The following is a 19,765-nucleotide window of genomic DNA, read 5'->3' as shown; positions in this document are numbered from 1 at the left end:
TCGTTTTCTTGACCAGAGCCCCGCCGCAGCACACGGAAATTCCACGGGAGTTAAGAAACGTCGGACTCACTGCCGTCGATACCCAACGCGTGACATTTACGCGTCAGCGTGTTGCGGCCAATGCCCAGTTTCTGAGCTGCGTCACCGCGGCGCCCCCCAGAAGCATCCAGCGCTGCATGCAGCAACGTGCGGTCGAAATCCTGCTGCAGGCGATCCATCAACTCCGCTTCGCCTGCATATAACCGCCTGCACGCTTCAGCCTCCAGTGCACGACGCCAATCAGAAGGCAACCCTGCATCGACAACCTCGGTCGGGGTAGGCAGCGCTCGCGCGGAGCCCGCCAATGCCGTCCCACTTTCGGGAGGCTCTATTGCATGCACGCCCGGTTCGCTACCCGCCATGACCATGACCTCGGGCGGCAGGTCATCGCGTTCTACTCGTGGGCTGGGCGCCATGACGGTCAGCCATTGGCAGATATTCTCGAGTTGGCGAATGTTCCCTGGGTAGTCAAAGTGCTGCAGGACCTCGAGCGCGGCCGGACTTAGCTGTCTTGCGGGCACTCCCAATTCAACCGCACTATTGTGCAGAAAATGCTGCGCAAGTGTTTCCACGTCCTCTCGCCGCTCCCGCAACGGCGGCAAGCGCAGGCGGATGACATTGAGGCGGTGAAACAGATCCGCCCGAAATTCACCGCTTTGAACTCGCTGTTCCAGTGGTTGATTCGTTGCCGCCACAATGCGCACGTCGGCCTGAATGGAACGAGTTCCACCTACTCGGTAAAAGCAGCCTTCGGCCAGGACACGCAGCAAGTGTGTTTGCAGCTCGGCGGGCATGTCGCCGATCTCATCGAGAAAGAGCGTACCGCCTTCAGCCTCCTCGAAACGGCCACGGCGCATGGCCGAGGCTCCGGTGAACGCGCCCTTCTCGTGCCCGAAGAGCTCGGCTTCGAGCAGGTCACGGGGGATTGCAGCCGCGTTGACGGCCACGAAGGGCTTGTCTGCACGATGACTGTGACGGTGCAGTGCACGTGCGATGAGCTCCTTGCCCGTACCCGATTCGCCGGTGATGAGCACCGTGGCATTCGAAGCTGACAAGCGCCCGATGGCGCGAAAGACGGGCTGCATGGTCTGGGAGTGGGACAGCACCATGCCGTCTTCCTCTTCGGACCTGGCTTCAGGCGAGAGCATATCGGCCACTTGTGTGGCGGCACTCGCTGCACGACCCACGAGATCAACCGCCGTGCGGATGTCGAAAGGTTTGGACAGGTAGTCGAAGGCCCCTTGCTCGAAGGCCGTCACCGTCGTCTTCAAGTCTGTGAAAGCCGTCATCATGATGACGGGTAACCGCGGCAGGCGCTGGCGTACCTTGGCCAGGACTCCCAGGCCGTCCAGTCCCGGCATGCGCACGTCCGAGACGAGCACTGCGGGCACCTGTGATTCGTCCGTTTCGTCCAAGGCAGACAAAGCTTCCATCAGGGCCGCACTCTCGGAAAAGCACCGTACCGACCAGCCCGCCTTGTGCAGCGCTTTTTCAAGCACCCAACGCATGCCGGGTTCATCGTCAAGAATCCAGACGGGTCTCATGCAGCCTCCAACGGCAACAGCAGCCTAAATTCGGTGTGGCCAGGTTCAGAGTCATATTCCAGAAGGCCACCCATGGCCTGCAAGCACTCCTGTGCCAAGCTCAGGCCCAGTCCAGTTCCCTTGGCTCGCCCGGTGACCAAAGGGTGAAACAGCTTGTCTTTCAGGGCATCGGGTACGCCCGGACCGTTGTCGGCGACGGCAATCAGAATGCCCATGCGGGGTTGCTTCCCTACGAGCAGCGGCCGATGCAAGATGCGGGTGCGCAGCGTCAACGTGGGGGCGTGACGGGACGGGGCCTCCATCAGCGCTTGCGCACCATTGCGAACCACATTCAGGAGCGCTTGCAGCAATCCATCGCGATCCAGACGAAGGTCTGGCACCGAAGCATCGTAGTCACGCACCAGCGCCAGATCCTTGCCGAATTCCAGGCCCACCAGAGCCAAGACGTGTTCACACACCTCGTGCACGTTAACGACCTGCGTAACCACCTTTACGGGAGATGAGCTGGGCGACGCCAGACGATCCACCAGATTGGCAAGCCGGTCGGCTTCCGCGACGATGACTTGTGTGTATTCACGCAAGTCATCGCGAGGCAGCTCCATTTCAAGCAGCTGGGCCGCCGCGCGCAGCCCAGCCAGCGGGTTACGAACCTCGTGCGCCAGATTGCGCAGAATTTCTCGTTGTGCCGCACGGTCAGAACGAGCTTGCTGAAGGTCATCCAGGCGTTGCACCTGATGGGCTGGAATCTCGATCAGCCAGGCCCAGGGCTCGTCCTCCAAGGCAGATTTGAGTGCACTGGGCACCTTTGCGAGAAAGGTGTGAGCGTCCTGTCCCACCATCTGCCGCCGGGAACTTCCAAGCAGTTCCTCGGCGGCCGTGTTGGCATATCCCACATGAAAGGACTCATCGAGCAGCAGTACTGCGGTCTGCAGCAGGTCGTAGCCTGATGTGTCCATGGGGCCTTTACAGGGTGTAGTACATGTCGAATTCCACCGGGTGAGGCGTCACGCGCAGGCGATCAAGCTCACGAGATTTCAGATCCAGATACCCATCGAGCAATTCGTGGCTGAACACGCCGCCACGTGTCAGGAATTCGCGGTCGTGGTCGAGTGCTTCCAGCGCCTGTTCCAGCGACGAGCACACGGTGGGGATCTTCGCGTCTTCTTCAGGCGGCAGATCGTATAGGTTCTTGTCAGCCGGATCGCCCGGGTGAATCTTGTTCTGCACCCCGTCGAGCCCTGCCATCATCAGTGCCGAGAAGGCCAGATACGGGTTGGCCAGAGGATCAGGAAAGCGCGTTTCGACACGGCGTGCCTTGGGATTTCCGACATAGGGAATACGAATCGATGCCGAGCGGTTGCGCGCAGAGTAGGCGAGCTTCACCGGCGCTTCGTAGTGCGGGACCAGACGCTTGTACGAATTCGTGCCAGGGTTCGTAATGGCGTTGAGGGCTCTGGCGTGGTGGATGATGCCGCCAATGTAATACAGCGCGAATTCAGACAGGCCGCCGTAGCCGTTACCCGAAAAGAGGTTTTGCCCTTCTTTCCAGATCGACTGGTGCACATGCATGCCGGAACCGTTGTCACCCACGATGGGCTTGGGCATGAAGGTTGCCGTCTTGCCATATGTGTGGGCCACGTTGCGCACGACGTATTTCACGATTTGAGTCCAGTCGGCGCGCTGCACCAAGGTGCTGAAGCGTGTTCCGATTTCGAGCTGTCCCGCGTTGGCGACTTCGTGGTGGTGAATCTCGACTGGTACACCCATTTGCTCCATGAGCAGACACATTTCGGAGCGCATGTCCATGAAGGAGTCGATGGGAGGCACGGGCAGGTAGCCGCCCTTCACCGCCTGGTGGTAGCCGGAATTGCTGCCATTGTTGTCTTCGGCGTTGGCCCAGGCGGCTTCACTGGAATGAATCTTCACGAATGAGCCAGACATGTCGGCGTTCCAGCTGACACCGTCAAAAACGAAAAACTCGGGCTCCGGCCCAAAATAGGCCGTGTCGCCCAGGCCGCTGGACTTCAGGTAGGCTTCAGCCCGGCGTGCCAAGGACCGCGGGTCGCGATCGTATCCTTTCAGGTCAGACGGCTCGACAACGTCGCACGTCAGAATCAGCGTTGTTTCTTCGCGGAACGGATCCATGCGGGCCGTCGTGGGATCCGGCACCAGCAACATGTCCGAAGCCTCGATGCCCTTCCAGCCGGGTAGCGACGACCCGTCGAACGCCACCCCAGACTCCATCCTGTCTTCGTCCATCTGACTCGCAGGAACGGTGAGATGGTGCTCGCGACCCAGCGTGTCGGTGAAACGGCAATCCACGAAAGCGACTTCGCGATCATGAATCATCTGTACAACATTTTCAGGGGTGGACATGAGAGGCTCCTGTGCCTGTTCTTGGCAAAGTATCGATTGACGGGATGGCTCACGGATGCATGAGCCGTCGGTATTCATTAAGCAAATATCGTGCCAGCCCTAAACCGGCGCCAATGCCTCTTAGCTGCACCATGGGGTGTTGATTTTCAAATAGCATGCACCACAAGGGAGCGCCAGGCGCCTGGGCATGCGCCATAATAGTGCAATCGCCCTGATATGAACCGTTTTATTCGGCAAGAAATTCCATCTGGAGCTCGTTCAGAAATTCCCAGCCCCTGGGTGTGGCGCAGACGCGTTCGAGGCCCGGAACCAGCAGACCGCGCTCGGCTGCGTGGCGCATTTTCGGGAGCAAAGACATGAGCGAGAGTCCTGTGCGCTCGATGAACAGCCCCCCTTCCACCCCTTGCCGCAGGCGCAAGGCATTGAGCATGAACTCGAACCCCAGATCGCTGGCGTTCAACTCGCGCCGCTCAACGATGTGGGAGCCGTCCCGCAGGCCCGTGAGACGCATCCAGGATTCGGGCATCTTTGCGCGTACCTGACGCGTGATCCGATGCTGAAACGAGAGCTTGGAATGGGCGCCGGGCCCCAGGCCCAGGTAATCGCCAAACATCCAGTAGTTCAAATTGTGCAGACATTCCTGATGAGGCTTTGCGTAGGCAGACACCTCGTAGCGATCAAAGCCAGCGGCTTGGGCGATTTCTGCCACACGGTCTTGCATCGTCGCACTCAAGTCATCAGTCGGCAGCTTGGGGGGGAATTTTGCAAATACCGTGTTGGGTTCCAAGGTGAGGTGATACAGGGACAAATGACCTGTGCCAAACGAGATCGCCTCGCGCACGTCGTTTTCGCACTGTTCCAGCGTCTGCCCCGGCAATGCAAACATCAGATCCAGATTGACGCGATTCACCGCTTTTTGTGCCATCTCGATCGCGGCGCGCGCCTGAGCGGCATCGTGAATGCGGCCCAGGCGCTTGAGCTTGTCGTCGTCGAAGCTCTGGATTCCGAGCGAAATTCGATTGACTCCTGCCTGAGCGTATCCCTGGAATCGAGCTGCCTCGGCGGTTCCAGGGTTGGCTTCCAGAGTGATTTCGATTCCGGGCGGCAGATTCAGATAGGCGCGAAACAGCGTGATCATGCGATCTACGGCCTCGGCCGAGAGCAGGCTGGGTGTACCTCCGCCAAAAAATACCGTTGAGACGGAACGTCCCCAAACGTCTGGAACGGCCTGTTCGAGGTCGGATTCCAGCGCCGCCAGGTACTCTGCCTCGGGGACCTTGCCGTCGTGCTGATGAGAGTTAAAGTCGCAGTAAGGGCACTTGTGCACGCACCACGGTACGTGCACGTAAAGTGACAGCGGCGGCAAGGCCGCCAGGCCCGGCCGACCTCGTACGCCAGGCCCGTGGCTTTTTGCCTCTTCGAGCTCTGGCACGGAAACAAGTTTTCTCACAGCGTCTTTGCCATTGAATGAGCGTTGCGCTCGTTGCTCAGCGCCTGCAACAGTCCCTGAAGCGCACGCGCACGGTGACTGACCTGATTTTTTTCTTCGGGGGAAAGTTCGGCTGCCGTCTTGCCAAGCTCTGGCAAGAAGAAATAGGCGTCGTAGCCAAAGCCATGTGTTCCTCGAGGGGCATCCAATACCTCGCCTTCCCAGATTCCCTCGACGATGGTGGGTCGTGGATCGTCTGCACTACGCACATAGACCAAAACGGCAACGTAATAAGCCCGCCGGTCAGTGCGGCCTGACATCTCGGCCACCAGCTTGGCATTGTTTTCGGCATCCGAGCGGACGCCATCGGCCTGCGTGGCGTATCGCGCGGAATGCACTCCTGGAGCGCCCTCCAACGCGTGTACGCACAGGCCCGAGTCGTCAGCCAGGGCGGGCAAGCCCGTGGCGCGGCTGGCATGGCGAGCCTTGGTGAGGGCATTTTCCACGAAGGTCATGTAAGGCTCGTCGGCCTCGCTGACTCCCAGAGTACCCTGGGCCACCATTTCGAGCCCGACTGTGCTCAGAATCGCGGAGAACTCTCGTAGTTTGCCTGGGTTGTTCGACGCCAGGACTACCCGCTGCTGCTTCATGCCTGCTCCAATGCCTGCCGTTGCAGACGAATCAATTCGACAATGCCGCCACCGGCCAGATCCAGCAACAAATCCAGTTGCGCACGCTGAAAGCTTCCCCCTTCGCCGGTTCCTTGAACCTCGACGAATTCGCCTTTGTCTGTCATCACCACGTTCATGTCGGTGTCACACGACGAGTCTTCGGGATAATCCAGGTCGAGCACGGGAGTACCGTGAAACAAGCCTACGGAGACGGCAGCCACCTGACCTGTCAGCGGATTCGAAGGCAAGGCGCCCTGTGCCTGGAGCTTCTTGATGGCCAAGGCAGCCGCCACCCAAGCGCCCGTGATGCTCGCACAGCGAGTGCCTCCGTCGGCCTGCAGCACGTCACAATCAAGCTGAAGCGTGCGTTCGCCCAGAGCCTTGAGGTCAAAGACGGCGCGCAGACTGCGGCCAATGAGGCGTTGAATCTCTTGAGTGCGCCCGCTTTGCTTTCCGCGTGCTGCCTCGCGATCGCCTCGCGTGTGCGTTGCCCTGGGCAACATGCCGTATTCGGCCGTCACCCAGCCCTGACCGCGCCCTTTCAAAAAAGGCGGCACCCGATCAAGTACGCTGCAGTTGCATAAAACTTGCGTGTCGCCCATGCAGGCGAGCACCGAGCCCTCGGCGTGTCGGGTGTAGTGCGTCATGAGCCGGACGGCCCGCAGCGTGTTGGCAGAACGCCCGCTAGGACGCGCCGTCGGAGGTGAAGAAAAAGCTTCTGTCATGAACGAGATCCAGAGATGGCAAGATTACAATACGCCACCATTGTAGAGAACACGAGGCGAGCCGGATGATTCGCAGCATGACCGCATTTGGGGCAGCCCGACTGGACGCCGAGCCCGGGACGCTCAATGCCGAAGTACGCGGCGTCAACAACCGCTACCTGGATCTCACCCTGCGCATCCCTGAAGATCTGCGCTTTGCCGAAGCGCGCATCCGTGAACTCGTCGGGCAACATGCGCAGCGCGGAAAAGTCGAACTCAAGCTGAGCTATGCCGTATCCGACCGTGAAGGGTTAAGGCCCATAGACATACAGGCGCTGCAAGACCTGGCGCAACAGCTTGCCCGTGCGCGCGCCGTGATTCCCGATCTTCCGGCGCCCACGCTCGGCGAGCTGCCGCGCGAGGGCAACGCACGCGGCGGGCTGGACCCCGAGGTCTGGTCCCCCTTATGCGAACAAGCCTGCGTACAGGCATTGGCCGAGTTTTCCGCAAACCGGCAGCGTGAAGGGGCGCGACTTGCACAGGCCATGCTCACCATGGCGACCGAAATCTCGCACATCGTCGATCAGGTCGAGGCCGAGTTGCCATCCGTAGTGGCTCAGCATCAAGAGCGTGTGGCCCAACGTCTGCGCGAAGCCTTGGTGGCGGCAAGCCCTGATGGCTTTGCGCTGATCAGTGGCGCAGAGCTCACGGCACGCGTCGCACAAGAGGCCAGCCTGTTTGGGCTGCGCGTCGACGTAGCCGAGGAACTCACGCGCCTGCGGTCCCATCTGCAAGAGCTGCAGGACATTCTGTCAGACACCCATGGGCACGCGTCAAAGGGGTGCGGAAAGCGCCTGGATTTTCTCTTCCAGGAGATGAATCGAGAGGCCAACACCTTGGGGTCCAAGGCCGCGGCCCTCAGTGTGACCAAGGCTGCGATCGACCTCAAGCTCCTGATTGAACAGATGCGCGAGCAGGCGCAGAACATCGAATAAGGGCGCGTCATTCCTGAGCGTACAATCAGGACAGACCCCCTTTGCATACGACTTCAGAACCATGAAAGACACTCTCGCCCAGGACCCAGGGGCCCCGCTGGCGCCAGCGCCGATGCGCACCGCACCCCCTCAGGGAGTCGCTTTCAGGGTGTTGGGCGCTATTAGTGCGACGCACCTCATCAACGACATGATGCAGTCGGTGCTGATTGCCATTTACCCTGTACTGCAAGGAAACTTCGACCTGAGTTTCGTGCAGATCGGCTTCATCACTCTGGCGTATCAGTTCTCCGCCTCATTGCTACAACCGTTGGTGGGACGCTATACCGATCGTCGGCCGCTCCCCTACTCCCTGCCTATGGGCATGAGTTCGACTTGTTGCGGCTTGATTTTGCTCTCTCTGGCAGGCAATTTCGCTACGGTATTGATCGCCGCCATGCTCGTCGGGATCGGCTCTTCGGTCTTTCACCCTGAATCGTCCCGCGTGGCACGCATGGCGTCATCAGGGCACCCTGGCCTTGCTCAATCCATCTTCCAGGTGGGCGGGAACGTGGGCTCGTCCATCGGACCGCTGCTGGCCGCGTTCCTCATCGTGCCGCGTGGCCAAGGGAGTGTGGCCTGGGTGGCGGTGGCTGCCCTGGTCGGCATCGGCATCCTGCTGGGTGTGAGCCGTTGGTATGCTGCTAACCTGACCAACGCACGTGGGCGCAGCTCGTTGCACCAGGCAGACAACGGGCTCGGTCGCCGCGAAGTTCGCAGCGCCATGACTGTGCTCATGGTGCTGCTCTTCAGCAAATACTTTTACCTTGCGAGCGTGAGCAGCTACTTCACGTTCTTCCTGATCGATCGCTTCAGCCTCGATGTGCAGCAGTCACAGTACGCGTTGTTCGTGTTTCTGGTGGGGGTTGCGACAGGCACCATGGTGGGAGGACCTATCGGGGACCGCGTCGGGCGCAAGCGCGTGATCCTGGGCTCCATCCTCGGCACGGCACCTTTTTCCCTGCTGCTTCCTTATGCCAACCTGCACTGGACGCTGATCCTGGTCTTTTGTGCGGGCTTCATGCTTGCATCGGCCTTCCCTGCCATCATCGTGTACGCACAAGAATTGATGCCAGGCAAGACTGGTACGGTGTCGGGACTCTTCTACGGTCTGGCGTTTGGCCTGGGCGGTATCGGTGCCGCGGTGCTGGGAAAGCTGGCGGATGCGACCAGCATTACCTTCGTCTATCACGTATGTGCGTTCCTGCCACTGCTTGGGCTTGCGGCATTCCTGCTCCCCGACATGCGGCAGCGTAAGGCATGAGCGGCGCACACCACCGCGCAGCATTCTGGCTCACGGGGGCGAGTCTGCTGCTGCTCGCAGCCAATTTGCGCCCGCTTTTTTCCAGCATGTCGGTCCTCTTGCCGGACCTTTCCCAAGGGCTGGCACTGAGTAATGCACAGGCAGGTTATCTCACGACACTCCCGGTACTCTGCATGGGGCTTTTCGCGCCCTTCGCGCCGCGGCTTGCACAGCGCATCGGCATCGAGCGTACCCTGCTGTTCGTCCTGATCTGCATCGCGTTAGGCACGGCCCTGCGGGGGATCATTGGTGCAACGGGCCTTTTCGTCGGCACGGCGCTGGCGGGAGCCGGCATCGCCATGGGCAACGTCCTGCTGCCCAGTCTGGTCAAGCGGGATTATTCCCGATACGCGGCGCTCATGACGGGTCTTTACACCATGAGTCTGGTTGGTGGTGCCGCGCTGGGCGCAGCAGCCACTTTGCCGCTCTCGCACCACCTTGGGATGACCTGGGAAGGCGGACTCGCCATGTGGGTGGTCCCTGCACTGCTTGCCATTTTCGCCTGGGCGCCGGTGGCCTTGCATGCGGGAGGCCAGAATATTAGCCGACAACACATCTTGCCGGTACAGGGGTTGCACGGCGACCGTCTGGCCTGGGCTGTCACGCTTTTCATGGGCATCCAGTCGGCGCTGGCCTATAGCGTCATGGGCTGGATGGCGCCCATTCTGCGTTCGCGCGGGTTCAGTGGAACCGAGGCCGGTCTGGTCACCTCCGTCTCCATTCTTCTGCAAGTGGTGTCGTGCTTGTTGACGCCCATGATTGCAGGCCGCTTTCGGGAGCAGCGCTGGCTGGCAGTTTCCCTGGCACTGATCGCCACTTTGGCCCTGATGGGCATGGTAGTCGGCCCGCTTGCTCTCATCTGGCCGCTGGCCATTGTCCAGGGGGTCGGGCAAGGCGGCATGTTCGCACTGGCGCTGATGCTGATCGTATTGCGCTCAAAAGACGCCCACGTGGCCGCGCATCTGTCCAGCATGTCTCAGACTACCGGCTACATCCTGGCCAGTCTGGGACCGCTCCTGATTGGTCTGCTGTATCAGTGGACAGGCAGCTTTCACGCCACCACAGGCCTGCTGGCCATTCTGGGATTGGGGTCGGCGCTGGCGGGTTGGTATGCGGGACGCAATGCCTTTGTTCGGGCGACGGTGGTCGAACCCTCTGCCTCTTGAGGATACTCACAAGGCCTGTACTCCCGATAAAAAGACCTGCTGCACCGTGAGTTCAGTGCAGCAGGTCTTTTTATCGGCAGCCAAAGGCCAAAGGAGAGCTGCGTGCTTACAGTCCCGCGCGTGAGAACACGAGCGTTGCGTTCGTACCACCGAAACCAAAGCTGTTGGACAAGGCCGTCTGGACCTTGGCGTGAGCCAGGGGTTCACGCAAAATGTTCATGCCTTCGGCGGCAGGGTCGAGCTTTTCGATGTTGGCGGAGGCAGCCAGAAAGCCATGCTTCATCATGAGCAGCGAATAGACCGCCTCGTTGACGCCAGCGGCACCCAGTGCGTGTCCGGATAGCGATTTGGTAGAGGCAATATGGGGCTGCTGTGTCCCGAATACCTCGCGGATGGCTGCCAGTTCCTTGGTGTCACCCACGGGCGTGCTGGTTCCGTGGGTATTGATGTAATCCACGGGGGTGTGCACTGTTTGAAGCGCCTCGCGCATGCAGCGCATGGCACCTTCGCCAGAAGGAGCCACCATGTCGTAACCGTCCGAGGTCGCACCATAGCCAACGATTTCAGCCAGGATGTTGGCACCGCGAGCCTTGGCGTGTTCGTATTCTTCGACCACCACGATACCGCCACCGCCTGAGATCACGAACCCGTCGCGATCTGCGTCGTAAGTGCGTGAGGCTCGCTCGGGGGTGTCGTTGTAGCGCGTGGACAGGGCCCCCATGGCGTCGAACATAAAGGACAGGGACCAGTGCTCTTCTTCTGCACCACCGGCAAAGACAATGTCTTGCCGCCCAAGCTGAATCTGCTCGGCCGCGTTGCCAATGCAGTGCGCGCTGGTCGAACACGCCGAGCTGATGGCGTAATTCACGCCTTTGATCTGTGCGCCCGTGGCGAGGCAGGCAGAGACACCGCTGGCCATGGCCTTGGTGACCATGTAAGGCCCCACCCGGCGCACCCCTTTTTCGTGCAGCGTCTGGATACCCTCGTGAATGGAGGAATGCGAAGCCCCGCCGGAGCCCACAATGAGCCCCGTGCGTGGGTTGGAGACCTGGTCGGGCGTCAGGCCCGCGTCCTGGATGGCTTCTTGCATGGCGAGCCAGGCGTACGCATGGCCGTTGGCCATGAAGCGCGACAGCTTGCGATCGATGAGGGCCAGTGCGTCAAGATGCACGGACCCAGCCACCTGCGAACGCAGGCCCTGCGCTGCGTATTCAGGCTGGAAAGTGATACCGGAACGACCTTGCTGCAGGCTTTCGAGTACTTCAGTCTGGTTATTGCCCAGGCTGGAGACGATACCCATGCCGGTGACGACCACACGACGCATGATCGGATCTCCTAGAAATTGTCAGTACGTGTGAACAGCCCTACCCGGAGGTCGTGCGCCACGTAGATCTCGTGGCCATCGACCTCCATGCGGGCGTCGGCGAAACCCATGACGAGCTTGCGCATCATGACGCGCTTCATTTCAATGTGGTAACGCACAAGATGCGCGGTGGGCAAGACCTGCCCTGTAAATTTGACCTCGCTCACTCCCAGAGCACGGCCACGACCTTGGCCGCCACAGCAGCCCAGGAAGAACCCGACCAGCTGCCACATGGCGTCGAGGCCGAGACACCCCGGCATCACCGGATCGCCTTCGAAGTGGCAGCCAAAGAACCAAAGATCAGGACGGATATCGAGCTCGGCAATGATTTCTCCTTTGCCGTGCGCGCCTCCCTTGTCGTCGATATGAACGATTCGGTCGAACATCAACATGGGCGGCAGCGGCAGCTGCGCGTTCCCGGGGCCAAATAGTTCGCCCCGGCCACAGGCCAGCAGTTCATCAAAGTTATAGCTGTTTTTTTCCATGGTGTTCCGTCAGGATCTGATCGACATCCGATCTGAAAAACTAGGCAGAAGATTCAAATAAGCTAAGTAGTATAACGCGACGTCCTTGGGGAGCCGTTTCACCAAGTTCGGCATGGCGCGCAGCTCTTCAGTGTACGGATGACCCAGGTGCCTCTTGCATCGATGAGGCGCACCAGCGAGTATGGAGCCTGCGGCATTCTCGTCCCGACTTCAGCTGTCATCAAGGCTTCTGCGCCATGTGTATCGCCTATCTGTCCATCGGTCACGCCCAGTGGCCACTCTTGATCGCCGCCAACCGCGACGAATTCCACGCACGCCAGAGTGCGGTAGCCGCCCCCTGGCCCGATCACCCCGAGGTCGTTGCAGGGCGCGACCTCGTGGCCGGCGGCACCTGGCTTGGCTGGACCTTGCAAGGGCGCTACGGCTTGCTGACCAACTACCGCGAGCCCGGCAGGATGGCCAGCCCTTCGGCCCCCTCGCGCGGCGTGCTGGTTCGTGACTTCCTGATCGGACACGACACTGCAAAGGCTTATGTGGCTGCGATCGCAAGCCATCTCGATGATTGGGCAGGATTCAACCTGATCATTGGCGATCGCTTGGGCGCCTGGTATTTGAGCAACCGCGATCCTTCGGGCCGTCCGCGTCTGCTTGATCCGGGCCACTACATCCTTTCGAACCACTTGCTGGATACTCCATGGCCTAAGGCCCGGCGCTTGCGCAAGAACCTCGAAGCCGTGCCGGCCGACGGCTGGGCCAAAGACCCTGACACTATTTTCAGGATCCTGCACGACACTACACAAGCTGAGTCTTCCGAGTTGCCCGAAACTGGAGTTTCAGACGATCTCGAGCTGCTCTTGAGCAGTCCTTTTGTGGTGAGCCCGGCCTATGGGACGCGATGCTCCACCTTGGTAGCTGTCCCGCAAAATGGCACCGCCCTCTTTAGCGAGCAGTCCTACGGCCCAATGGGGGTGCTCACCGAGCGCCATGATTGGCGGGTGCAACAGGCGGACTAAAATAGCGCTTTATCCTTTGAAGAGATTGCATCATGAGTTCAGGCCTTGCCAGCCAAATCACCGAAGCCGTCAAGACAGCCATGCGTGCGCATGACAGTACGCGCTTGTCGACCCTGCGTCTGCTCCAGGCGGCCATCAAACAAAAGATGGTCGACGAGCGCATCGATCCCGACGATGTGGCGATTCAGGCCATCATCGAAAAGCAGGCCAAACAGCGTCGCGAGTCAATTGCGGCCTACGAATCTGCAGGGCGACCTGATCACGCCGCACAAGAGCAGGCCGAACTCGAAATCCTGAAAGAATTTCTGCCTCAGCAGGCCAGCCCAGAAGAAGTCGCTGCAGCAGTCGATGCCGCAGTCGAGCAGGTTCGGGCCAAGGGCTTGCAAGGTGGTGCCGCCATGGGAGCGGTGATGGGCCAACTCAAAGCGGCACTTGCGGGCCGGGCCGACTTGTCCGCTGTTTCGGCACAGGTGAAATCCCGCCTCGCCAGCTAGTGTGGCTACCCGGCGACTGCTTCGTGGATCTCGGTGGGGCGCAGGGGCTCACCCACGCGCAGCCGCTCGACCAGATCCGGGTTGCTGACGAAAGCTTTGCCAAAGGCAACGGCCTCGCCCAAGCCTGCCTCAATTGCAGTCAGCGCCGACTGTGCGTCATAGCCTTCGTTCAGGATGAGTGGCCCGCCAAAGGATTCGCGAATCACAGGCGTCAGCGCATCTTGGCCAGAATGTTCGCGTACACAGACAAATGCCGCATGGCGCCGCCCAAGTTCCCGGGCGACGTGGCTGAAAAGCGCGGTGGGGTCCGAATCGCGCATATCGTGGCGGTCGCCTCGAGGTGACAGGTGCAGCCCGACCCGACCAGCCCCCCAGACGCCTATGCAGGCATCAACGATCTCAAGCAAGAATCGGCAGCGATTGGCGATTGACCCGCCGTATTCGTCTTGCCTGAGGTTGGACCCGTCATGCAAAAATTGATCAATGAGGTAGCCGTCGCCCGCATGAATCTGCACACCGTCGAAACCGGCTTGCCGGGCGTGTCGCGCCGCAAGGTCGAAGTCGCTGACGACTCGCCGTATTTCTGCAAGATGCAAACTGCGAGGAACCACGAATCCCCCCGGCCCCGCACAGGCAACGGCGCTGGGAGCCACTGGCATCTCACCGCAAAGATATTCCGGGTCCGATACACGGCCCGCGTGCCACAGGCGCAGAAAAATACGCCCCCCGTGGTCATGCACTGCGTCGGTGACTGCATGCCAGCCCTGCACCTGCGCAGAATTCCAGATGCCCGGCGTATTTGGGTATCCCACACCCAGCGGCGACACGGACGTGGCGTCCGTGATGATGAGTCCCGCGGTAGCGCGGCGCGCGTAATACACGCGTGCGTCGTCGCCTGGCACGCGCATCCGTACAGCACGCAGGCAGGCCGTCGGTGCCATGATGATACGGTTGTTCAGCGCCACATCGCCGATCTGCAACGGGTCAAACAAACTAGTCATATCACGCAATGAGAACAAAGCGGAGAAACGGCGGTTCAACGCAAATTTTTGTTGCAATGCACAACCGAAACACCGAAAACTTTTGAAAATCCATCAGGGTTTTTACCAGATTTTTACGGCAATGGCTATGCCAAAGTACTTATCTACACTCAAGCATGCCGCTGAAGCCGCTGTTATTTTCTGCACATCCGAGTAACGGGCTGGCAAGGCGCCTATGTCATACTATGGCCTCTTCCAAAATTACCCCCCATAGGACCTGCTCATGGTGTTTTCCATCGCACGGCAGGCAGCCTTTTGTGCTGCTATTGCCTTCGCCAGTCTGGCCACTGCCGCAACGGCGGCGACCCTGAAGATCGGTACCGAAGGGGGTTATCCACCCTGGAGCATGGTCGACGCCAGTGGCAAAGTAACAGGTTTTGACGCAGACGTCGGTCATGCCTTGTGCAGGAAACTCGACATGAGGTGCCGGTTCATCGTGCAGGCTTTCGACAGCCTGATTCCGTCTTTGCAGGCCGACCGGTTCGATCTGATCATCTCGGGGCTTTCGGTCACGGCTGAGCGTGCAAAGGCCATCGCCTTCAGCATCCCGTACGCCACGGAAGACTCGGCCTTCGTCCTGCCCGCCGACAGTCCCTTCGTGAAGGCGCCCGACCAGGCTGCCTTGCTCAAGGATCTGGCTGGCAGGACGGTGGGCGTACAAGGCGGCACCACGCAAGGTGCGTTCTTGCAGAAGCACGCTCCCGACATCAAGCTCAAGACCTACGAAACCCAAGATCAGATGCAGATAGACCTGTCTGCTGGCCGCCTGGATGGTACCTTCTCCGAGGTGACGCCACAGAGCCAATTTCTGAAGACCGCGGGCAAGGGGAAGTTCGCCCTGGCGGATGTCGTCATCAAGAGTAGCGCCGACCCGGCCATTCTGGGCCAAGGCATTGGCGCCGGCATCAACCTCAAGAACACGGTGCTCAAACAGAAGGTCGACAAAGCACTGTGCGAGCTGATCACTGACGGCACCATCAAGGCCTCCAGCGAAAAGTGGTTTGGAGTCGATCTGTCGAACTACAAGGCCTGCAAATAAGCTCTGAACCACAGGTCAGCCTGCCTTGCAGGCTGATCCAGTCGCCGCCATGACCTCTTCCTTGTACGATATTCTCAGTGCCGGCTGGGGCGGCATGTTGCTGCGCGGCGCCGGCATGACGATATTCATCAGCCTGTGCGGTATTGCGCTCGGTATGACTATCGGCATTGTGGGGGCAACGCTCAAGACGCGTGGCAGCTTCGTGACACGCGGTCTGGTCAGCCTCTATACGCTGATCATACGGAGCATTCCAGAGCTGCTCATCATCTATTTGCTTTTCTTCGGTACGGTGCAAGCGGCTTCAGACCTTGCGGACTGGCTGGATTGGGATGCATTGGTCAGCTCGGTATTCCCAGTTCTCATCGGCATTTTGGCGATTGGTCTCATTTCCGGGTCGTACAGCGTCGAAGTCTTTCGTGGTGCCTTCAAGGCCATAGACCCGGGCCAAATCGAAGCCGCACGCGCCATCGGCATGAGCCGGCGCCAATGCCTGTGGCGCATCACGCTGCCGCAGCTCTTTTGGTATGCGCTGCCCGGAGCCAACAACGTCTGGCAGGCGGCGCTTAAGGACACTGCCCTTATCTCCCTGGTGGGGCTCGTGGAGCTCATGCGTGCCGCAGTCCTGGGAGCGGCAGCCACCCGTGCATCGTTTACCTTGTACCTGCTGGCAGGCGCGCTGTATTTTTTGATTGGTGCCGGCAGCCAAGGCCTGTTTGCCTTGGCAGAACGTCACTTCGGGCGCGGCATGAAAGGGTCTACCTCATGATGGGACTCTTCGAACGAGCGGTCCCTGTTCTGATGCAAGGGTTCTGGATCACCCTGCGCATCGGGCTGTTTTCCATCCTGTTCGCATCGTTGCTCGGGATGGCTGCTGCGTTGATGCGTACCTCGTCCCACCGCATGCTCTCGGGTATTGCTTTTGCATACAGCACGATTTTTCGGGGTACGCCGCTGCTCATCCAGCTCTTCTTGCTCTACTACGGCGTTGGCACGCTCGATTTCGTGCATAGACAACCCGCGCTGTGGTGGCTGTTCAGCGACGGCGCACGGTGCGCCATTCTAACCATTGCGCTCAATAGCGGGGCGTACATGAGCGAAGCGCTACGGGGCGGGCTGCAATCCGTACCTGCGGGTCAAGTCGACGCCGCCCGCGCCTGCGGCATGACGGCTCTGCAGATCTTCCGCCGTATCCGGTTCCCCCTGGCGCTGAGGCAAGCCTTCCCGGCCTATAGCAATGAGCTGGTCCTTGCCATCAAGGGCACCAGCCTGGCCTCGACCATTGCCGTCATGGAACTCACCGGTTTTGCCCGTCGTCTCATGAGCCAGAGCTTCCTCATCGTGGAAACTTTCGTCGTGGCGGGGGTGCTGTATCTGGCCATCAACGTGACGCTGCTGGGCTGCGCCTGGCTGGTGGAGCGGTGGATGTTCAAAGTACAGGGAGAAACCCGTCAAGGCGTAAAGGAAGCGTTCTAGAGTACGCGCGCCACCGCGTGTGCCAGATGCTGCAGCTCGTGCGAGTTCCGGTCTCGGGGGCGAGGCAGGTCTACGCGCTGATCAAGCTTGATGCACGCGGGATGCCCGCCCAGCACGATGACCCGATCAGCGAGATAAACCGCCTCTTCGATGTCGTGCGTCACGAAAACGACGGCCTTGCGAGTGCGTTGCCATATCGCGAGCAATTCGTCTTGCAGTTTCTGCCGGGTCATGGCGTCGACGGCACTGAATGGCTCATCCATAAGCAGCAACTTGGGGTGCACGGCCAGGGCTCGCGCAATGCCGGCACGCTGCACTTGACCGCCCGAGAGCTGATGAGGCCAGCGGTCCGCCAGGTCTTCGATCAGCGTCAGTGACAATACTTCGCGCACGCGCGCCGCGCGTTCTCCGGGTGTCAGTGCCAAGCCCTTGAGGCCGTAGGCGACATTGTGACGCAGGCGCCGCCACGGCAGAAGGCGGGCATCTTGAAATACGAACGCATAGCCTCGTTCGGCTCCAGTATGTGCAATATCGAGGCGAATGCTTCCTTCCGTAGCCGCTACCAGCCCAGCAACGCAGCGCAGCAGGGTGGATTTACCGACTCCGGATTCTCCGACGATGGCAATGAATTCGCCCGGTTCAACTTGCAGGTTGAGATCCTGAAAGACGGGACGCTTCGCATCGGCGTAGGCGTAGCCCAGATGTGAGATGCTTACGAGGGGCGCCATTGGAGCACCCTTTTTTCAATTTGCATGAAACTTACGTCGCATAGCGTGTAGATCAACGAAATCACCAGCATGTAGACCACGACGGCATCGTAGGCCCCTACCCCCGCCGCCGCGTTCATCTCTTGCCCCATCCCGGGCACTCCCAGAAGCTCTGCCGCCACCAAGGTCATCCAGGCCTGCCCGACGCCCGTGCGCATTCCCGCAAAAATCCCAGGTAGGGAGGCTGGCAGAGTCACCTGGAGGAAGCGGACAAGATGGCCGTCCTGGCGAAAGGCCCGAGCCAGTTCGTAGTACTTTGGGTCCACGCCTCGGACGGCGGAGTACGTCGCAAAGTAATTGACCCAGAAAACGCCAATGGCAATGACGAACGCCGCCCCCGCGTGGCTGACTTTGAACCAGGCAATCGCGAACACGACCCAGGCTAGCGGCGGAATGGGCCGAAGGACCCGTACCAGCCAGCCCAGCAAGGCGTCAGCTCGCCGCGACAGGGCGGCGACTGCGGCCACGGCGAGCCCGAGGACTGTGCCCATGAAGAGCCCCCACACATAGTGGACGAGGCTGGACTCGATCGATGGAACAAGACGGCCGGACGACCATTCCGCAAGGAAAGCGGCGGGGATTCGGAAGGGATCTGGAATGGTGCCGTGTTTCGCCCAGCCTGTCGCCTGGGCAAACTTCCAGATCGCGACAAAAATGATCAGCCCGATCAGACCCGAAAGCGCTCTGCCCAATGGGTGATTGGTCAGAAAAATCGAGGTCCGGTGCAACATGAATCAGTGACTTGCCTTTGAAGAACCAGCCGACGCCTGCCGGATTGCCTCGTCATAGAACTGCGTATCGAACAGGGAGGGCACATCCAGCGTCCCTTTCAGGGTACCGAGTTTACGCTGGAAGTCATACATTTCTTGTGTCGCCTTGAGGATGCGATGGGGATCAGCAGAAAACTGGTCATGCGAACGCTTTAAGGATTCCAGCACGAGTTTCGGCGCGAGACGGCCTCCGCCCACATACTTTTGCACGGCCGACGCAACCTCATCGGGATGTTCTCTCAACAGTTCCGTAGCTTGAACCTGGGCGGTGACCAGCTGCTGCACGAATTCCGGCTTTTGCTGAATCAGCTTTTCACGCACGGCGAGCACTGCACCCGGCTGATTGGGAAACATGGTCGAGCCATCCGCCACAACCTTTGCATCCGGCTGGCGTGCCAGCACCGTGCTGATGATGGGCTCCAGGATGGCTGCACCGTCCACCGCTCCGGTCAGCAAGGCCTGTTGCGCCTGAGCAGCCCCCTGATAGATGACCTGCACGCTGTCCGGTTTCACCTTGAGTACGTTCTGCAGCCAGTATTGCAAGACGACATCGGGAACGGAACCGCGTGGGAAGGTGGTGATGACCGGTTTGTGACCCTTCTCTTTTGTGAAGCGTTCAAACGCAGTCTGAGGGCTTCCGCTTTTGAAGTAAGGTGCCAGATCGCCCAGGGCAAGAAAACTGATCTGACTGATGATGTTGGTCGCCACAACCTTGAGATCGGCACCTTTGGATTTGGCTACCATCACGGGGCCGATGCCCACGTAGGCCACGTCGAGCTGGCCCGCGAGCAGTGCCTGGACGATCTCCGGCCCATCCTGAAACTCGATGAGCTTCGTGTCGGCCAGTGGGTTCTGTGCGGTCTTCTGCCCCAGGATGGCGAACACCTGCGAGTCGGGGATAATGGGCATATAGCCCACTTCGACGGGTGACGCCGCGTAGGCGTTTGCCGCCAGGGCGAGTGTGGCAATGGCAATCAAGGAGCGGCGAAAGACAGGAAACATGGTCAACAGTTATATGGAAGGCACGACTTGTGCGCCACATAATCATAATCGTGGGT

General features: G+C 60.1%; 20 protein-coding genes. 8 read left to right on the top strand and 12 right to left on the bottom strand.

Features of this window, described 5'->3' with window-relative positions; genetic code table 11:
- Window positions 1-50: 50 nt before the first annotated feature.
- The 6 genes from ntrC to rph form a co-directional block, all read right to left on the bottom strand.
- Window positions 51-1,583 carry a nitrogen regulation protein NR(I) gene (ntrC, locus tag VF285_RS13285; RefSeq protein WP_346953114.1) on the bottom strand — a complete coding sequence of 511 codons (1,533 nt, stop codon included), beginning with the start codon at window positions 1,581-1,583 and terminating at the stop codon, window positions 51-53.
- The gene (glnL, locus tag VF285_RS13280; protein WP_346953113.1) at window positions 1,580-2,539 is read right to left on the bottom strand and encodes a nitrogen regulation protein NR(II); all 960 of its coding nucleotides are present in this window, start codon (window positions 2,537-2,539) and stop codon (window positions 1,580-1,582) included. Before glnL ends, ntrC begins: the two co-directional genes overlap by 4 nt.
- Window positions 2,540-2,546: 7 nt before the next feature.
- Window positions 2,547-3,959: a type I glutamate--ammonia ligase gene (gene glnA / locus VF285_RS13275; protein ID WP_346953112.1), complete on the bottom strand. Its 1,413-nt coding sequence runs from the start codon at window positions 3,957-3,959 to the stop codon at window positions 2,547-2,549.
- 226 nt (window positions 3,960-4,185) lie between these two features.
- Window positions 4,186-5,391: a radical SAM family heme chaperone HemW gene (gene hemW / locus VF285_RS13270; protein WP_346953303.1), complete on the bottom strand. Its 1,206-nt coding sequence runs from the start codon at window positions 5,389-5,391 to the stop codon at window positions 4,186-4,188.
- A gap of 14 nt (window positions 5,392-5,405) precedes the next feature.
- Window positions 5,406-6,038: an RdgB/HAM1 family non-canonical purine NTP pyrophosphatase gene (gene rdgB, locus VF285_RS13265; protein ID WP_346953111.1), complete on the bottom strand. Its 633-nt coding sequence runs from the start codon at window positions 6,036-6,038 to the stop codon at window positions 5,406-5,408.
- Window positions 6,035-6,784, bottom strand: coding sequence for a ribonuclease PH (rph, locus tag VF285_RS13260; protein WP_346953110.1), 750 nt, complete (start codon window positions 6,782-6,784; stop codon window positions 6,035-6,037). Before rph ends, rdgB begins: the two co-directional genes overlap by 4 nt.
- 65 nt (window positions 6,785-6,849) lie before the next feature.
- Here rph and VF285_RS13255 point away from each other — a divergent pair, with 65 nt between their 5' ends.
- The 3 genes from VF285_RS13255 (at window position 6,850) to VF285_RS13245 (ending at window position 10,263) form a co-directional block, all read left to right on the top strand.
- The gene (locus VF285_RS13255) at window positions 6,850-7,758 is read left to right on the top strand and encodes a YicC family protein (RefSeq protein ID WP_346953109.1); all 909 of its coding nucleotides are present in this window, start codon (window positions 6,850-6,852) and stop codon (window positions 7,756-7,758) included.
- 61 nt (window positions 7,759-7,819) lie between these two features.
- A complete protein-coding gene (locus VF285_RS13250; protein WP_414648154.1) occupies window positions 7,820-9,058 on the top strand; it encodes an MFS transporter in 1,239 nt (412 codons plus the stop codon).
- On the top strand, window positions 9,055-10,263 hold the full coding sequence (locus tag VF285_RS13245; RefSeq protein WP_346953108.1) for an MFS transporter: 1,209 nt from the start codon (window positions 9,055-9,057) through the stop codon (window positions 10,261-10,263). Before VF285_RS13250 ends, VF285_RS13245 begins: the two co-directional genes overlap by 4 nt.
- A 106-nt stretch (window positions 10,264-10,369) precedes the next feature.
- Here VF285_RS13245 and fabB read toward each other — a convergent pair whose 3' ends face one another.
- Both fabB and fabA read right to left on the bottom strand, forming a co-directional pair.
- Entirely contained in the window at window positions 10,370-11,587 is a 1,218-nt protein-coding gene (gene fabB, locus VF285_RS13240; protein WP_346953107.1) for a beta-ketoacyl-ACP synthase I, read from the bottom strand.
- 11 nt (window positions 11,588-11,598) lie between these two features.
- The gene (gene fabA / locus VF285_RS13235) at window positions 11,599-12,111 is read right to left on the bottom strand and encodes a 3-hydroxyacyl-[acyl-carrier-protein] dehydratase FabA (protein ID WP_346953106.1); all 513 of its coding nucleotides are present in this window, start codon (window positions 12,109-12,111) and stop codon (window positions 11,599-11,601) included.
- Between the two features lie 236 nt (window positions 12,112-12,347).
- On the opposite strand from fabA, the gene VF285_RS13230 reads away from it, so the two are divergent.
- Window positions 12,348-13,124, top strand: coding sequence for an NRDE family protein (locus VF285_RS13230; RefSeq protein WP_346953105.1), 777 nt, complete (start codon window positions 12,348-12,350; stop codon window positions 13,122-13,124).
- Window positions 13,125-13,156: 32 nt separating this feature from the next.
- The gene (locus VF285_RS13225) at window positions 13,157-13,618 is read left to right on the top strand and encodes a GatB/YqeY domain-containing protein (protein WP_346953104.1); all 462 of its coding nucleotides are present in this window, start codon (window positions 13,157-13,159) and stop codon (window positions 13,616-13,618) included.
- A 5-nt stretch (window positions 13,619-13,623) separates the two neighbouring features.
- Here VF285_RS13225 and VF285_RS13220 read toward each other — a convergent pair whose 3' ends face one another.
- Window positions 13,624-14,619, bottom strand: a complete 996-nt coding sequence (locus tag VF285_RS13220; RefSeq protein WP_346953103.1) for an alkene reductase — start codon at window positions 14,617-14,619, stop codon at window positions 13,624-13,626.
- Window positions 14,620-14,881: 262 nt separating this feature from the next.
- Here VF285_RS13220 and VF285_RS13215 point away from each other — a divergent pair, with 262 nt between their 5' ends.
- The 3 genes from VF285_RS13215 to VF285_RS13205 are packed head-to-tail and all read left to right on the top strand — an operon-like array spanning window position 14,882 to window position 17,170.
- On the top strand, window positions 14,882-15,697 hold the full coding sequence (locus VF285_RS13215; RefSeq protein WP_346953102.1) for a transporter substrate-binding domain-containing protein: 816 nt from the start codon (window positions 14,882-14,884) through the stop codon (window positions 15,695-15,697).
- Window positions 15,698-15,746: 49 nt separating this feature from the next.
- Complete coding sequence (locus VF285_RS13210; RefSeq protein WP_346953101.1) at window positions 15,747-16,463, top strand: ABC transporter permease subunit; 717 nt, start codon at window positions 15,747-15,749, stop codon at window positions 16,461-16,463.
- Window positions 16,460-17,170, top strand: coding sequence for an ABC transporter permease subunit (locus tag VF285_RS13205; RefSeq protein ID WP_346953100.1), 711 nt, complete (start codon window positions 16,460-16,462; stop codon window positions 17,168-17,170). The genes VF285_RS13210 and VF285_RS13205 overlap by 4 nt, the downstream gene beginning before the upstream one ends.
- On the opposite strand, the gene VF285_RS13200 is transcribed toward VF285_RS13205, so the two are convergent.
- From VF285_RS13200 to VF285_RS13190, 3 genes are read right to left on the bottom strand one after another with little or no spacing between them, the layout of a single operon-like run.
- Window positions 17,167-17,898 (bottom strand): ABC transporter ATP-binding protein, encoded by a 732-nt coding sequence (locus VF285_RS13200; protein WP_346953099.1) that lies wholly within the window; start codon window positions 17,896-17,898, stop codon window positions 17,167-17,169. The two genes, VF285_RS13205 and VF285_RS13200, sit on opposite strands and share 4 nt — an antisense overlap.
- On the bottom strand, window positions 17,883-18,668 hold the full coding sequence (locus VF285_RS13195; RefSeq protein WP_346953098.1) for an ABC transporter permease: 786 nt from the start codon (window positions 18,666-18,668) through the stop codon (window positions 17,883-17,885). The genes VF285_RS13200 and VF285_RS13195 overlap by 16 nt, the downstream gene beginning before the upstream one ends.
- Before the next feature lie 3 nt (window positions 18,669-18,671).
- Window positions 18,672-19,709 (bottom strand): ABC transporter substrate-binding protein, encoded by a 1,038-nt coding sequence (locus tag VF285_RS13190; RefSeq protein ID WP_346953097.1) that lies wholly within the window; start codon window positions 19,707-19,709, stop codon window positions 18,672-18,674.
- Between the last annotated feature and the right edge of the window lie 56 nt (window positions 19,710-19,765).

It is taken from the genome of Castellaniella sp. (assembly GCF_036379515.1).
GTDB lineage: Bacteria > Pseudomonadota > Gammaproteobacteria > Burkholderiales > Burkholderiaceae_B > Castellaniella.
The sequence above is the reverse complement of the archived record's forward strand: the minus strand, read 5'-3'. Positions and strand labels throughout refer to the sequence as shown.